At 61.5% G+C, this 14,973-nt stretch carries 11 protein-coding genes and 1 pseudogene; 8 read left to right on the top strand and 4 right to left on the bottom strand.

All coding sequences use genetic code 11. The annotated features are described in order from the left end of the window. Positions 1–72 precede the first annotated feature (72 nt). The gene (locus LDZ27_RS24580) at positions 73–1,599 is read right to left on the bottom strand and encodes an ABC transporter substrate-binding protein (RefSeq protein ID WP_244818297.1); all 1,527 of its coding nucleotides are present in this window, start codon (positions 1,597–1,599) and stop codon (positions 73–75) included. Positions 1,600–1,915: 316 nt separating this feature from the next. Here LDZ27_RS24580 and LDZ27_RS24585 point away from each other — a divergent pair, with 316 nt between their 5' ends. Continuing rightward, positions 1,916–3,247: an FAD-binding oxidoreductase gene (locus LDZ27_RS24585; protein WP_244818298.1), complete on the top strand. Its 1,332-nt coding sequence runs from the start codon at positions 1,916–1,918 to the stop codon at positions 3,245–3,247. Positions 3,248–3,442: 195 nt separating this feature from the next. Here the strand turns inward: LDZ27_RS24585 and LDZ27_RS29135 are convergent. Next, positions 3,443–3,547, bottom strand: a pseudogene (locus LDZ27_RS29135) (LysR family transcriptional regulator); the annotation flags it as partial. Positions 3,548–3,642: 95 nt separating this feature from the next. Here LDZ27_RS29135 and LDZ27_RS24590 point away from each other — a divergent pair. Beyond that, on the top strand, positions 3,643–5,667 hold the full coding sequence (locus tag LDZ27_RS24590; protein ID WP_255751469.1) for an FAD-dependent oxidoreductase: 2,025 nt from the start codon (positions 3,643–3,645) through the stop codon (positions 5,665–5,667). A gap of 28 nt (positions 5,668–5,695) precedes the next feature. Further along, the gene (locus tag LDZ27_RS24595; RefSeq protein WP_244818300.1) at positions 5,696–6,202 is read left to right on the top strand and encodes a GNAT family N-acetyltransferase; all 507 of its coding nucleotides are present in this window, start codon (positions 5,696–5,698) and stop codon (positions 6,200–6,202) included. Positions 6,203–6,271: 69 nt separating this feature from the next. Here the strand turns inward: LDZ27_RS24595 and LDZ27_RS24600 are convergent, their stop codons facing one another. Further along, entirely contained in the window at positions 6,272–7,402 is a 1,131-nt protein-coding gene (locus LDZ27_RS24600) for a DSD1 family PLP-dependent enzyme (protein ID WP_244818301.1), read from the bottom strand. A 123-nt stretch (positions 7,403–7,525) separates the two neighbouring features. Beyond that, complete coding sequence (locus tag LDZ27_RS24605; protein ID WP_244818302.1) at positions 7,526–8,467, bottom strand: LysR family transcriptional regulator; 942 nt, start codon at positions 8,465–8,467, stop codon at positions 7,526–7,528. A 290-nt stretch (positions 8,468–8,757) separates the two neighbouring features. Here LDZ27_RS24605 and LDZ27_RS24610 point away from each other — a divergent pair, with 290 nt between their 5' ends. From LDZ27_RS24610 to LDZ27_RS24630, 5 genes are all read left to right on the top strand, one after another. Then, positions 8,758–9,654 carry a GNAT family N-acetyltransferase gene (locus tag LDZ27_RS24610; protein WP_244818303.1) on the top strand — a complete coding sequence of 299 codons (897 nt, stop codon included), beginning with the start codon at positions 8,758–8,760 and terminating at the stop codon, positions 9,652–9,654. Between the two features lie 383 nt (positions 9,655–10,037). Beyond that, the gene (locus tag LDZ27_RS24615) at positions 10,038–11,363 is read left to right on the top strand and encodes an FAD-binding oxidoreductase (protein ID WP_244818459.1); all 1,326 of its coding nucleotides are present in this window, start codon (positions 10,038–10,040) and stop codon (positions 11,361–11,363) included. 93 nt (positions 11,364–11,456) lie between these two features. Beyond that, positions 11,457–12,125 (top strand): haloacid dehalogenase type II, encoded by a 669-nt coding sequence (locus LDZ27_RS24620; RefSeq protein WP_244818304.1) that lies wholly within the window; start codon positions 11,457–11,459, stop codon positions 12,123–12,125. A 60-nt stretch (positions 12,126–12,185) separates the two neighbouring features. Further along, a complete protein-coding gene (locus LDZ27_RS24625; RefSeq protein WP_244818305.1) occupies positions 12,186–13,463 on the top strand; it encodes an FAD-binding oxidoreductase in 1,278 nt (425 codons plus the stop codon). Further along, positions 13,460–14,917 carry an aldehyde dehydrogenase family protein gene (locus LDZ27_RS24630; RefSeq protein WP_244818306.1) on the top strand — a complete coding sequence of 486 codons (1,458 nt, stop codon included), beginning with the start codon at positions 13,460–13,462 and terminating at the stop codon, positions 14,915–14,917. The genes LDZ27_RS24625 and LDZ27_RS24630 overlap by 4 nt, the downstream gene beginning before the upstream one ends. Positions 14,918–14,973 lie beyond the last annotated feature (56 nt).

Genomic DNA, 14,973 nt, shown 5'->3' on the forward strand with positions numbered 1-14,973 from the left:
TCCGCGCGATGTTCGACGGCGAAAACCCACGTTTGGAGCGTGGGTTGGGCCGCACCGATGGATCGCCTGGATTCAAGTCCGCCACACCGCCTCGGCGAACCGGTATCCCATGTTCATGCCCGACGGATTCGACTTGTAGCCGCGCACCTTCTTCGACACACCGTCGAGGATCACGTCGAACACGGGAATGACCGTGCCCGCGTTGTCATGCACGAGCGTCTGCATGTCGCCGTAAATGGCCTTGCGCTTTTTGAAGTCGCCTTCCGCGCGCGCGGCGTCCAGCAACTGATCGAGCTTCGGGTCTTTCCAGCGCGCCTCGTTCGTCGGCGACTTCGAGGTATAGAACAGCTCGAAGATCATGCCCACGTTCGGACGGTTCGATATCGAGCCATACGTGATAGGGCGCTTGGTCCAGTAGTTCGACCAGTAGCCGTCGGTAGGAACCTGCTTGACGACGAAGTTGAAGCCCGCCTGCGCGCCGAAACTCTGCATGAACTGCGCGCCTTCCACCGACGACGCAATGCCCGGCTGACAAAAGATCTCGATCGACTGACCCGCGAGGCCGCTCTTCTTGAGATGGAACTTCGCCTTGTCGATATCGAAGGAGCGTTGCGGCAGCCCTTCGAGATAGTAAGGGTCCCACGGCGCCACGGGATGATCGTTCGCGACGACGCCGTAGGTCTGCATGACGTCGTCGACCATGCGCTTGCGATCCTGCAGATAGCGCACCGCCGACACGAAATCGGCGTTGCCGGCAATCGGGCTGTCCTGCCGCAAGATCAGGTCCGTGTAGATGCCGAGCTTGTTGAGCACGAGCTGCACGTTCTGATTGCCCTTCACCTGCGCGGCATAACGATGATCGACCAGCGAGCAGATATCGACGTCGCCCGCGAGCACCGCATTCACGCGCGCGGCGTTGTCCGGCACGCCGATGATCTCCACCGTGTCGAGGTAGGGCAGGCCGGGCTTCCAGTAGTTCGGGTTTCGCTTCGCCGCGAACTTGGCTCCAGGCGTGAACGTGTCGATGACGAACGGACCGGTACCGACGGGCTTCGAGAAGTCCTTCGCGCCGTTACGCACGATCAGGAAGTAGCTGCTGCCGAGCACCGACGGAAGATCGAAGTTCGGCTTGTCGATGACGAGCGTCGCTTCGTACTTGCCGACGGCCTTGATTTCTTTGAAGCCGCTTGCAATCGCGAAGGCTTTCGACGTCGTCGCCGGGTCCTTGTGCCGTGCGAGCGAGTAGACGACGTCATCAGCCGTGAGTTCGGCGCCGTCGTGGAAATGCACGCCTTTCCTGATCGCGATGCGCCATGTGAGGCCATCGGCGCTTTCGAGCTTGTCGGCGAGCGCGAGCGAAGGCGTCAGCGAATCGTTGAACTCCATCAGCGCGTTGAAGACGCAGAACTGCTTGGTCCAGTCGCCCGAATGCGCGCCTTTGGCCGGGTCGAGCGTGTCGGATACCGAGCCGTTCTGAACCGCCATGCGGACGTTGCCGCCGCGCCTGGGCGCTTCGTCGGCCATCGCGTAAGTGGACAGGCCGCTCGCCATGCCCGCCGCGGCGCATATCGAGAGGAAATCTCTTCGGCTAGTTTTCATCGGTGTCCCCTGGTGTTGGAGTGATCGGCGTGGCAAGAGCGGATGCGGCGTTCACGTTCATCGAAACGCGGACATGCCCGCCTGACGGACCATTCTAGGAACGGATGCGCCGCATGTTCAAATTCGCCATTTTTGACCCCCCATCCGTTTTTGATATGCGGACGCGATGGACGGCCCGCCGTTTGGTCGAGGCTTGCGCGATGTATCGCGGGTCCATATCAGGAAAGCATGCCCTCCCAATACCTTCGCATTTGTCAACGCGGGGATCGCTTCTTACACTCCGGCTCACCTGGCTCCTCTCTGGAACGACGCGAACGTGAGACATCCACTGCTGCACATCGAGACCGATGCGACCTTGCCCACGCATGTGGATGTCGCGGTGATCGGCGGCGGCGCCGCTGGCGTCGCGACGGCGTATGAACTCAATCGGCTGGGCAAGCGTGTCGCCGTGTTCGAGAAGGGACGCATTGCCGCCGAACAAAGCAGCAGAAACTGGGGCTGGTGCCGCACGCTGGGCCGCGATCTGCGCGAACTCGGCATGGCGAAGCTGAGCGTGCAGCGCTGGTCGGAGTTGTCCTCCGAGATCGGCGCCGATGTGGGATTCCGCGAGACCGGCATCACCTTCGTCACGCGCAGCGAGGAGGAGCTTGCGGGCTGGCAGGACTGGTTTGCCTTCGCGAGGCGTTCGGGCGTCGCGGCGCAAATGCTTTCGCGAGAACAGGCGAACGCGCTCTATTCGGGCCACGGCGCGCCGTGGATCGGTGGCGTGCGCACGTTCCACGACGGCTACGCCGATCCCGCCTGCGCCATTCCGCTGCTCGCTCGTCATGCGCGCGCGCAAGGCGTGACGATTCTTCAGCGCTGCGCGGTCAACGATCTGTACATCGAAGCAGGGCGGCTGGCGGGGATCGAGACCGAACGTGGACGGGTACGCGCCGATGCGGTCGTCATCGCGGCCGGAGCGTGGTCGTCGCTCTTCTGTCTCAAGCAGAAAGTGGTGCTGCCGGTGTTGAACGTGCATTCGTCAGCATCGAAGTCGAAGGGCGACATCCGGCTCTCCTTCGAAGGGCCGCTCAAAGCGCCTGAGTTTTCATTGCGCGAACGGGCGGACGGCGGCTACACGCTCGCGAAGAGCGGGCGCGGCACTGTCCATGTCGTGCCGAACAGCCTGCGCTACGCGAACCGCTTCAAGGGACTCTATGCGAGCCGCCGGGCGAGCATCAAGGTCAAGTTCGGCGCAGAGTTCTTCCGCCAGCTCTGGGACGAGTTCGGCTACTTGCATCTGGGCCGCTCGCCGTTCGAACGCACGCGCATCCTCGATCCCGAGCCGGACATTTCGCTTGTCCACTCGGCTTACGATGCCGCGGGCAAGATCTTTCCGCAGTTCGACCCCTCCGCCGTCGATCTCGCGTGGGGCGGTGCGATCGACAACACGCCGGATGGCATTCCCGTCGTATCCGAATGCAGCGGACAGCCTGGGCTCTACTTGTGCACCGGATTCAGCGGACACGGCTTCAGCAGTGCGCTCGGAGCAGGACGGATGCTTGCCGGACTGATCGCGACCGGGCGCATGACGCAGGAGTTGGAGCATTTGTCGCATAGCCGATTCCTGAACGGGCAGGCACTCGCGCCGAACATCATTTATTAGGTCTTTAAGCTCGCGTCCGATGTTGTCCGGCGCGATGGTTGTCGAATATCGGACTCGCCTTGCTCTTCGACCCTCGCGAGCCGCGGTCAGGCGTTTCGCGTCGCTCGGCTTGGTCGATCAGCCAGTCCTCGAAGGCGCGCAGCAAGCGCGTGTTCTGCTTGCGCTCCGGCGGGAGATCGAAGGGCTTGACCAGTTCGCCCGCGCCACGTTCAGCTCGCCTGCCGCTTTCGTGAAGCTCAACATCCGCGCCGACGTTTCGAATGCGAGCAGCGCCCGTAGCGAGGAAAGTGGAAGACGCATACGACCCCATGTTATGGGGGATGCATCGATTTGTAATTTGACGGCGGGAATTGGCCTCGTTACCTTGAACCCGACGTCCACTTCATTCTCCGGCCATGACCACTGCTTCGTCGGATCCATTGCTTCGGCCGTTCACCCTCAAGCACCTCGTGCTCAGGAACCGCGTGATGAGCACGAGCCACGCAAGCCGCCTGACGCGCGATGAATTCCCGCAAGAGGTGTATCAGCGGTATCACGAGGAGAAGGCGAAAGGGGGGATCGCGCTGACGATGTTCGGCGGCTCGTCGAACGTCAGCCTCGACAGTCCCAACACGTTCCAGCAAATCAACGTATCGACGGATGCGGTCGTGCCGCATCTGCGCCGTTTTTCCGACCGTATTCACGCGCACGGCGCGGCGCTGATGTGCCAGATCACGCACCTCGGGCGGCGCGGCGATGCCTATACGGAGCCGTGGCTGCCGATGATCGCGCCGTCTGCCGTGCGCGAAACATTGCATCGGGCGATTCCACAGGCTATCCACGATGCCGACATCGAGCGCGTGATCCGCGATTTCGGCCTTGCGGCGAAGCGTTGCCGTGATGGTGGACTCGACGGCATCGAAACGCATGCGGGCGGGCATCTCATCGGTCAGTTCATGGACCCGACCGTGAACCTGCGCACCGACAAATACGGCGGCTCGACGGCCAATCGCGTGCGCTTCGCGATCGAGATTCACGAAGAGATACGCAAGCAGGCCGGCGACGAGTTCATCGTGGGCTTTCGCTTCTCGCTCGAAGATGGATGCAGCTTCGAGGAAGGCCTGGCGATGTCGCGCATTCTGCAGGACACCGGCCTCTTCGATTTCTTCAATGTCACGTTCGGCCGCATGGACACGAAGATGGCGCTTGCGGTCAATTCGATGCCCGCCATGTTCATGCCGTCCGCGCCGTGGCTGCCGAAAGCCGCTGCATTCAAGCGCGCGGTCGATCTGCCCGTGTTTCATGCGGCGAAGATCGCCGATCTCGCCACCGCGCGTTACGCAATCCGCGAAGGCCTGCTCGACATGGTCGGCATGACGCGCGCGCATATCGCCGAGCCGCATCTCGTGAAGCTCGTCGAAGCGGGCAAGGAAGACGAGGCGCGGCCGTGCGTCGGCGCATCGTTCTGCCGCAATTTCCGCGCGACGTGCATCCATAACCCGGCGACATCGCGCGAAACGTACCTCACGCACGACATACCGGAAGCCGCGCAGAAGAAGCGCGTGCTGATCGTCGGCGCGGGACCGGCGGGCCTCGAAGCGGCACGCGTTTGCGCGACGCGCGGCCATGACGTCACCGTGCTCGAGGCGAACTCGACGGCGGGCGGGCAGATGCTGCTCGCGGCGACCGGAAGCTGGCGGCGCGATCTCATCGGCATCGTCGATTGGCGCGTGTCCGCGCTCGAACGGCTGAATGTCGATGTGCGTTACAACCACTACGCCGAAGTGAGCGACGTGCTCGATCATGGCGCGGACGTCGTCATCATCGCGACGGGCGGCTTGCCGGATCTCGATGCGCTGCCGGGCGCGCGGTACTGCAAGACCGTGTTCGATGCGCTCACGGAAACGCCGCCGCGCCAAGGCAGCGCGATCGTCTACGACGGCACCGGCCGCCACAACGCCTATCTGTGCGCGGAACGTTATGTGGATGCGGGCCTCGACGTATCGCTTGCGCTCATCGACAGCACGCCCGCGCAGGAAACCGGCGGACGCGGCGACGATCAGGTCTGGATGCGCAACATCGCGCGCTGGGACGTGCCCGTGCGGACGAACATCGAACTGATCGAAGTGAACGCGCTCGCGAACGGCAAGCGCCGCGCCGTGTTCCGTCATCTTCTGACGGATGATCTCGTCGAAGTGGAAGCGGATCATGTAGTCGTCGAGCGCGGCATGCTCGCGGTGGACGATCTTTACGAAGCGGCGCGCATGTATTCGGCCAACGACGGCTATACCGATCTCGAAGCGTTCGCAACGGGTAAGCCGCAACCCGCGACGCCCGCGGAAGAAGGGCGATTCCGGCTATACCGCATCGGCGACGCGAGCGCGTCGCGCGACATCCACACGGCCATATACGACGCATACAGGCTTTGCCTTGCGCTCTAGAAGGCAAGTCAGAAAGCAGAGGCCCTGAATGAACATACCGACCGTTGCTATCAGGCGACTGCGAGCAGATGAATGGCGACTGCTTAGAGATCTGCGCCTGCAAGCACTCAGAAGCGACCCGGCTTCATTCTGGGAAACGGAAACCGAGGCGCGAGCCTACGACGATTCGTATTGGAGCGCATTCGCCGAGCGGCTCGCGACCCCTGATGGTTCTCGTTTTTTTATGCTCGAGGTGGATGGCACCATCATCGGCACGGTCTTCGGCACCAGGAAAGGCGAGCACGAGTACCGCGTCGGCGGGCTTTGGATCGCACCGCCTTCGAGACGCAAAGGATATGGCTCGCTTCTGGTTCAGCGCGTCGTGAATTGGGCGAACGATGACCCTTCGGCAGCTATTCGACTCTGGTGCCATGTCGGGCCGCAGACCGCGTTCTATAGCAAGAACGGCTTCCACTCATTAGGCACGTTAAGACAGCATGAGTCGGATGGACGACAGATTGTCGAGATGCAGTGGTCTTGCGCGCAGGCAGGTTAGTGCGTTTCAGATGACGCGCCCGCTTGCTGGATGGAATGGACACCGCACTGCCTTCCGGCAAGACGCCGTTCACCAACCCGAAAAGCGAGGCCAAGTCGAGATTTCCCCGTCGGGGCCGAGTGCCACATACTCGGGATATTGCGCGCCGGTTGCACACGCATGATTGGGAAGGATGCGCAGCCTCGTGCCGATGGGAAATTTCTTCGCGATGTCCGCGTCCGGCGAATCGTCGCGCGCAATCACGCCGTGTTCCTGATTTGCGGTGACCATCCGGTAGTCACCGAGTTCGTTGCCGTCCTCTGCACAAACGAGCCCATAACCGAAGTCGCGTTTTTGCCGTTGTGTGCCCCGATCCCGGCTCATTGCCATCCAGCCGGCATCGACGATCGCCCATCCTTTATCCGGTTGATGGCCGATAACGGTAGTAAGGACGCTCAAAGCGATCTCGTTCGTCGCGTTCACACCGACGTTATGCATCACCAGGTCGAAGAAAACGTAGACGCCTGCGCGAACCTCCGTGACACCTTCGAGGTGTTCCGCAGCAAGAGCGGTGGGCGTGGACCCGATGCTCACGACGTCACAGGCGATGCCCGCGGCACGCAGACGTTCCGCGGCGCGAACAGTGCCCGCACGCTCCTGTTCGGCGATGCGCATCAGTGCGTCCGGTGTGTCGTATTCGTAGCTGGACCCCGCGTGCGCAATGACGCCGCCGAGTCGCATACCGCCGTCGACCAGAGCCCTGGCGACCGGTAGCAAAGCGGGGTCTTCCGGAGCAATACCGGAGCGGTGACCGTCGACATCGATCTCGATCCAGATTTCGAAGGCCTCGCCATGCGCGCGTCCGAAGGCAACGATTTCTTCGACGCCCGCGAGGCTGTCGGCAAGGAGCTTCAGATCGCATCCAGCGCGTCGAAGAGCGAGCGCCTGCGACAACTTGCCCGGTGCGATACCAACCGCGTAGACGATGTCGCGCACGCCCGCGGCAAAGAACTGCTCTGCCTCCTTCAGGGTCGAGACGGTAATGCCGCGTGCTCCCGCGGCGATCTGCGCTTGCACGACGGGCTTGCACTTACTGGTCTTCACGTGCGGCCGGAACGCAACGCCAAGCGCATTGAGGCGTTCTTGCATTCGCGTGATGTTGCGGTTCATGCGCGCGACGTCGATCAGAGCGGCCGGTGTGTTCAACGACTGCAGGTTCAAAGCGGGACCCCTCACTAAGTTACCGGCGCGAATCGTCGAGTGTCGAACGCAACGCAGCCCGGATTGAACCCGCACTATAGAAGTCGAACCTGTGCCCGTGTTTAACGGAAGATAAACGGACAGTTAAACGGGACTGAATCTCTGCGGGTGCCTCCACGGTGCCGGATCGAATGCGCGCTTCGCAGCTTCAAGGAAGATTCGTTGACGGTTCGTGATGGCATGCCGGGATGGCAAGAGCGCCATGATCGGCGCGGGCTCCAGTCGCCACTCGGGGAGAAGCCGCACCAGCTTGCCTGCCGCAATGAGTCCCGCGGCGCTCCACTCAGAACGCTCGATGATGCCCAAGCCGTCCGCGGCCCAGTCGCTTATAACGGTGCCGTCGTTCGAGGATAGCGACCCGGACAGCCTCACAGTGATGCCTTTGACGCCGGGTCTGCGGGCTTTTCCGTCCGGCATGAACCGTAGGCGGGTGACATCTTCGTCGTTCTCGCGCAGCGTCAGGCACTCGTAGCGCTGAAGATCGGTCGGATGATCGAGTCGGTCCATCCGTCGCGCGAATTCAGGGCTTGCGCATAGAAAGCGCTCGTTTGGCGCCAGGAAATGGCCGACCCAGGACGACGATTTGGCTGTACCGATCGACAACACGACGTCAGCGCCCGACGCGGCTGAGAGAGGGCTCTCGGCCAGAACGAGCGACACCCCAAGGTTCGGATGCTGGAGATGCAGTTCTCGAACCAAGGGCGCTATGTGTGCCCGGCCAAAGCCGAACGGCGCGACGATACGCAAGTGGCCGCTTACGCTGCCTGACTGCTCCGCGACTCGAGTCGCAATTGATTCGATCCTCTCGAGTATCTCGATCGATTCTTGCAGGAGCTTCACGCCCTCGTCGGTAAGTGTCACGCCACGCGCTTCACGAACGGCAAGTTGCAGCCCGAGTCGCTCTTCCAGTCGCTGCAGACGAACCGAGACGGCTGGAGGCGTCAGGTTCAGCACGCGTGCTGCGGCGGCGAGCGAGCGCGACCCGCCCAGCGCGCGAAACAACCGCATGTCCTCGAGTTCGATCATTAAAGGGCCCTTAAGCACATGTTCAGTCGTTATTAAACACGCCAGAATTCCTGGCCCTTATCGTATTGCGATCCAGACAAGGTTGCCGTTACGCGGTCTCAGACGAGGCACGTCGATGATGCGGGCAAACGACGACTCACTCGTTAAATTCGATTTAACGAACAATTAGTCTAGCGTTAATTGTCGTTTATTTTGTTCGAAAGATAATGAATACACGCGACACCGCCTTCGAGGTCCGCACTCCGGGCCGCCTCGCGGTGCATGCGACAACACAAGGAAAAGGTAGGACCATGGACTCGAAAGCACATACCGATTTCGGCGTTTCCAAGGCAGTCTATAGGCCGATGACCTCGGCAGACATTGCGACCGCGCACGAAATGTCGCTTGCGGTTTCATGGCCGCACCGTCCGGAGGACTGGGAACTCGCGCTGATCACGGGCACCGGATTCGTAGCGGAATTGAATGGCAGCGTCATCGGAACGGCGATCTGCTGGAAGCACGGACCGGAGCGAGCGTCGCTGGGCCTCGTGATTGTGTCGGACGCGTATCAAGGGCGCGGAATTGGCCGCAAGCTCATGCAGATGATGCTCGAGGAACTCGGTTCGCGCGTCACGTTTCTACACGCGACGCCGGCCGGCCAGCCTCTGTACGAGACGCTCGGCTTCGACGTCTGCGGGATGCTCAACCAGCACCAGGGACGAGTGACGACGACTATCGCCGTCAAGCTGCCTGTTGGCCTTGAATTGCGCGAAGCGCAAACGGAAGACTTTGACCGGCTGAATGCCATGGCGACGCGTGCTACGGGTCTCGAGCGTGAAGGCATGCTTCGAGAACTGTTTCGGGTAGCACACGCCGTTGTGCTCGAACGTGACGGCGCCATCATGGGCTTCTCCGTGTTCCGTCGCTTCGGTCGTGGTTACGTGGTCGGCCCGGTCATCGCGTCGGAATCGGTGGACGATATCTACGCCAAGGCTTTGATCGGATTCTGGCTCGAGGGTCGCGAGAACGAATATATCCGTGTCGATGTGCCCGATGGCTCGAGCCTCGACGACTGGCTCAACGCGCAGGGGCTGCCTTGCGTGGACTCGACCGTCAAGATGGTGCGCAACGCTTCGGCCAACACGCATCGTGATTCTCCCGATCCCGACCTGAGATGGTACGGCCTGATCAGCCAGGCCATGTTCTGATCGAGTGCCGGCATTTCTCAAACAATCGGCGTCGAAGCAAGGGCGGTCGCTAGGCGACGTGCAGGCCACGTCTCTCCGAGTACTGAGGGTCTGGTGCTTCTCAAGACTGTGGGCGGCCGGAAGCTGTCGAGATCGGTGGTGAGTGAACGATTGCCTTGTTCACTTCTGGGCTTTTACGAACGCGCTTACAGATGTCTCACTCGCGGACCATTTTGAGTCGCTCGGTATTCGAGGGTCTCGCGGCTGTCATCGTGCACTTCGGGTCGGTCAGCGTTAAGCTCATCTTAATGCCGCCTTAATTGACCATTCAACAACGCTGGCGGCCCCTGTCCAATAATCTGCATGTCGGTTTCACCTTCTTGCTTCTCGGGAGTTCATCGTTCATGCGTGTACCGTTGACCAGCCTACTCGGCACCGACCCGTTGCCTGCCAGCGCCGATGTGGTTGTCATTGGTGCAGGCATTGTCGGAACGTTTACGGCTTGGTTCCTGGCGAAGCGTGGGGTGAAGGTCGCCGTTGTCGAGAAAGGACTTGTCGGATGTGAGCAGTCGAGCCGCAATTGGGGCTGGGTGCGCCAGCAAAATCGCGACGCGCGTGAGTTGCCAATCGCAACAGAAAGTCTTCGACTGTGGGAGCAGTTCGAGGCGGAATCGGGAGAGACCACCGGATTCAGGCGCAGCGGGCTACTGTACTTCAGCAACGATGAAGCCGAGATCGCTCGTTGGGCACGCTGGTGCGACTTTGCCCGTACTGCTGGCGTGAAGACCGAAGTATTCGGTAGCAGTGAAGCCAAGAAGCGCGGCGGGGCGACCGGGCGGCAGTGGAAGGGCGGCGTTTTCGCTCCTACGGACGGTACCGCTGATCCCGGCCTTGCCGCCACCGCCGTCGCACGCGCGGTTCGCAAGCTGGGCGGCACCGTCCACCAGAACTGCGCGGCACGCGGCATCGAAACAATGGGCGGCCGAGTAAGCGGCGTGGTGACGGAGCGAGGCACTATCCGCACGCCGGTTGCAGTTCTGTCGGGTGGCGCCTGGGCATCGACATTCTGTCGGCAACTCGGGATTCGCTTCCCGCAGGCGACAATCCGTGCATCTGTCGCAGCGGTCTCTCTTCCTAGCGGGACCTTGCCCGACGCCCTGCATACGAAGGACGTCACGATCACGCGCCGCGGCGAAAATCTCTACACACTCGCAATCAGCGGACTCGGACGGTTCGATCCTACCTGGCAAAAGGCGCGGTTCGCCCGCGACTTTCTACCTATGTTTTCGAGCCGTTGGCGCAGCCTGAGCCTTGGAACCTTGGAGGGGATGCGCTCAGGCCATGAAAGCATGGCACGTTGGGCGCTGGACCAGCCCACTCCGATGGAACGCATGCGGGTGCTCGACCCGACTCCAGACGAACAAACGATAGCGGAAACCCGTCGGCGGGCAGCCGCGCTATGCCCGGCGATCGCGACCGCCCAGTCGGCCGGCTCCTGGGCGGGTTATATCGACATGACGCCCGACGGCGTGCCCGTGATCGGCGAATCCGCGAAGCTTCCTGGCTTTTTGATGGCGGCGGGGTTGAGCGGTCATGGCTTCGGCATCGGCCCTGGCGTCGGTCATCTCGCGGCAGATCTCGTTACAGGCGCGACGCCGATTGTCGATCCACTGCCGTATACGCATGGGCGCTTCGAGCAATCCGTTTGGGGAAAGGTGGCCGACTTCTGAGAGCGATGGCACGTGGCGGCTTGGCTTGTCTTGCTCGAACAACCGCATTCGCTGCATCCCGCCTGGATGCTGCCATTGACACGAGGATTTCGTATGAATTCAATTCGCCCGAAATACATCACGTTCGACTGCCACGGCACACTCATTCACTTCGAGATGAACGAAGCGGCGCGCGCCTTGTATAGCTCCATGCTGACGACTGAGCAAATGACACGGTTCTGCCAGCTTTTCGCTGCGTATCGGCTAGACGAAGCAATGGGAGACTGGAAGCCTTTCGCACAGGTTGTCCATAATGCGCTCGAGCGCGCCACCAAGGTATTCAAGCTGCCATTCCGTGCGGAAGACGCGCTGGCGATCTACGAGAGCATTCCGACGTGGGCTCCGCATCCTGATGTGCCGGGCGGCCTTGCAAAGGTAGCAAAGGAGATTCCACTGGTCATCCTGACCAATTCCATGAACGCGCAGATTCAGCATAACGTTGCGAAGCTCGGAGCGCCGTTTCACGCCGTACTGACTGCAGAGCAAGCGGGTGCGTACAAGCCACGCCTGCGAGCGTTCGAATACATGTTCGACACGCTCGGCTGCGGACCGGATGATATTTTGCATGTCTCATCGTCGTTCCGATACGACCTCATGTCCGCACACGATATGGGCGTCAAGAACAAGGTCTTCGTGAATCGGGGACATGAGCCGGCCAATCCGTTCTATGAGAATACCGAGATTCGCGATATTAGCGGTCTGGCTAGCGTAGTCGGTCTGTAGAGCGCGTGCTTGCTACGGGAAATCGCAGTGGCATCGCCCATTAGGGAAAAGGAAGTCCCGATGCAATTGACATCTTACTGGCTGGATACCTCGGAGCCCTTCGTTAGCCGCTCGACCGGACTGCCGTTGGATTCATGCGACGTGGTGGTGGTCGGCGGTGGCATCACGGGTACGACGGCAGCACTCGAACTTGCGAAGAGGGGAGCGAGTGTCGTTGTCTGCGAGGCCGGGACGGTAGGACAGGCCGCATCGGGTCGCAACGGCGGTATGTGCAACAACGGATTCGCACAGGATTACGGAACAATGGCGAGTCTGATCGGCGTCGAGCGCGCGAACGAGATTTACCGTGCCTTCGATGCGGGCGTCGACACCGTTGAGCGGCTGGTGCGCGAGGAGTCGATCGACTGTGATTTCGCACGGAGCGGTAAGCTGAAGCTCGCGGCCAAGCCCGCACATTTCGACAAGCTCGCGCGCAGTCACGCGCTACTGGCCTCGAACGTCGATCCCGATACACGGCTTCTCACGCGTGCGCAATTGCGCGACGAGATCGGTTCCGACCGGTATCACGGCGGCCTGATATTCGGTAAAAGCGCCGGCATGCACGTCGGCCGTTACGTGCGCGGTTTGGCGCGGGCGGCGGAAGCGCGCGGCGCCCATATTCTCGAACACAATCCCGTTTTAGAACTCAGACGCCAGCCGCGTGGGGGCTATCGAATCAGGACGCCGCGTGGCGAGATTCGTGCGAAGCAGGTGCTTCTTGCGAGCGGTGTGACGCAGGTCGGGCCGTTTGGATGGGTCCGCCGTCGCATCGTGCCGGTCGGCGCTTTCCTGATCGTCACTGAGAAATTGCCCGTCGATTTGCTCGATCGGTTACTGCCGCGAAGACGAATGGCAACGGACACGAAGAACTTCGTCAACTTCTTCCGCACGACGCCGGATGATCGCTTGCTCTTTGGTGGACGGGCTCAGTTTGCGGTATCGACTCCGCGTGCCGACGAGCAAAGCGGCAAGATCTTGCAACAGCAACTCACTAGCGTCTTTCCGGAACTCGCCAATACGCGAATCGACTACTGTTGGGGAGGCATGGTCGACATGACGAAGAATCGTCTGCCCCGCGCAGGAGAGCGTGACGGCGTTTATTACTCGATGGGATACAGCGGCCACGGCACGCAGATGTCGACCTTGATGGGTACGCGCATGGCGGACATCATGGACGGCCGCGGAGACCTCAACCCGTGGAAAGACCTTAGTTGGCCGGCAATTCCCGGCCACTTCGGCAAACCATGGTTCCTGCCGATTGTCGGCGCCTGGTATCGGTATAAGGACGCAACGCAATGACAACTCCGCTCGAGCATCTTTCTCACTCCGGACATCTCAGGCAGATTTTCGTTGACGGCGCATGGACCGATCCCCACGGCACGACGAGCGTGCCACTGATTTGCCCGTCCACCGGCGAGACGCTCGCGGAGTTGCCGCTCGGCGATGCAAACGACGTCGAGCGTGCTGTGCAAGCGGCGCGCGGAGCTTTCGCGCATTGGTCCATCACGACGCCGCAACAGCGGGCGCACTATCTGGACCGGATCCACACACTGATGCTGGAGCGCGCCGAGATGTTCGCGCAGTCCTTGACGACCGAAATGGGCGCGCCGATCTCCTATGCGCGCGGTTCGCATGTGCCTCTTGCGGCAGAGCATCTGCGCGTCGCCCGCGATAATCTGGCGGATTATCCCTTCCGCGTTCGGCGCGGCTCGACGGCGATCGTTCGCGAACCCATCGGAGTCTGTGCGCTAATCACCCCGTGGAACTGGCCCATCTACCAGATCACGGCGAAAGTGGGCCCTGCGCTCGCAGCAGGATGCACCATCGTTTTGAAGCCAAGCGAGTTGTCGCCTTTGAGCGCGCTGCTGTTCGCCGAAGTGATCGAAGAGGCAGGGCTGCCCGCGGGCGTATTCAATCTCGTCAACGGCACTGGCCCGGAAGTTGGCGAGCGGATGGCCGCGCATCCGCAGGTGGACATGGTGTCCATTACGGGGTCCACGCGTGCGGGAATTCTGGTCGCGCAGGCGGCCGCGCCGACTGTCAAGCGCGTCGCCCAGGAACTTGGCGGAAAATCGCCCAACATCCTGTTGCCGGACGCGGACTTGTCGCGAGCAGTGACGTTGGGAGTGAGTGCCGCGTTCCGCAACATGGGTCAATCGTGCAGCGCGCCGACGCGAATGATCGTGCCGCGTGACCTTCTTCCGGACGTCGAAACGCTTGCGGTCGCGGTAGTCGATGCGATGGTGGTCGGCGACCCTTTCGATGAAGCGACGACGCACGGGCCGCTTGCGAACGGCGTGCAGTTCGAACGAGTGCAGACAATGATCGAGGCTGGCGTCGACGAACGCGCCAAGTTGCTCGTCGGTGGTCCCGGTAGGCCGGTCGAGGATAGTCGAGGCTGGTTCACGCGGCCGACTGTATTCTCGGACGTGCATTCCGATATGACGATTGCGCGTGAGGAGATTTTCGGACCCGTGTTGGCAATTCTTCCTTACCGCGATGTCGACGAGGCCGTTGAGATAGCCAATGACACCGTGTACGGACTGGGCGCGCACGTACAAGGCAGAGACCTCGATAGGGCGCGTGCCGTAGCCGCGCGGATTCGATCGGGCCAGGTGCATCTGAATTACCCGGCCTGGGACCCGCAGGCGCCTTTCGGCGGCTACAAACAATCCGGCAACGGACGCGAGTACGGCGTAGAGGGGATGGAGGAGTATCTGGAGGTCAAATCCATCCTCGGTTATTACGCGTAGCGATACGTGCTCGGCTCATCGAGGGCGGGCGCCATACCGATATCGACTCACCACAG

Origin of the sequence: Caballeronia sp. Lep1P3 (assembly GCF_022879595.1) — a bacterium.
Taxonomy (GTDB): Bacteria; Pseudomonadota; Gammaproteobacteria; order Burkholderiales; family Burkholderiaceae; genus Caballeronia.

Excerpts from the sequence above, each read along its gene's own strand:
- LDZ27_RS24580 (WP_244818297.1), bottom strand. The coding sequence starts at position 1,599 with ATGAAAACTAGCCGAAGAGATTTCCTCTCGATATGCGCCGCGGCGGGC.
- LDZ27_RS24590 (WP_255751469.1), top strand. The coding sequence starts at position 3,643 with ATGACCACTGCTTCGTCGGATCCATTGCTTCGGCCGTTCACCCTCAAG.
- LDZ27_RS24595 (WP_244818300.1), top strand. The coding sequence starts at position 5,696 with ATGAACATACCGACCGTTGCTATCAGGCGACTGCGAGCAGATGAATGG.
- LDZ27_RS24605 (WP_244818302.1), bottom strand. The coding sequence starts at position 8,467 with ATGATCGAACTCGAGGACATGCGGTTGTTTCGCGCGCTGGGCGGGTCG.
- LDZ27_RS24610 (WP_244818303.1), top strand. The coding sequence starts at position 8,758 with ATGGACTCGAAAGCACATACCGATTTCGGCGTTTCCAAGGCAGTCTAT.
- LDZ27_RS24615 (WP_244818459.1), top strand. The coding sequence starts at position 10,038 with ATGCGTGTACCGTTGACCAGCCTACTCGGCACCGACCCGTTGCCTGCC.
- LDZ27_RS24620 (WP_244818304.1), top strand. The coding sequence starts at position 11,457 with ATGAATTCAATTCGCCCGAAATACATCACGTTCGACTGCCACGGCACA.
- LDZ27_RS24625 (WP_244818305.1), top strand. The coding sequence starts at position 12,186 with ATGCAATTGACATCTTACTGGCTGGATACCTCGGAGCCCTTCGTTAGC.
- LDZ27_RS24630 (WP_244818306.1), top strand. The coding sequence starts at position 13,460 with ATGACAACTCCGCTCGAGCATCTTTCTCACTCCGGACATCTCAGGCAG.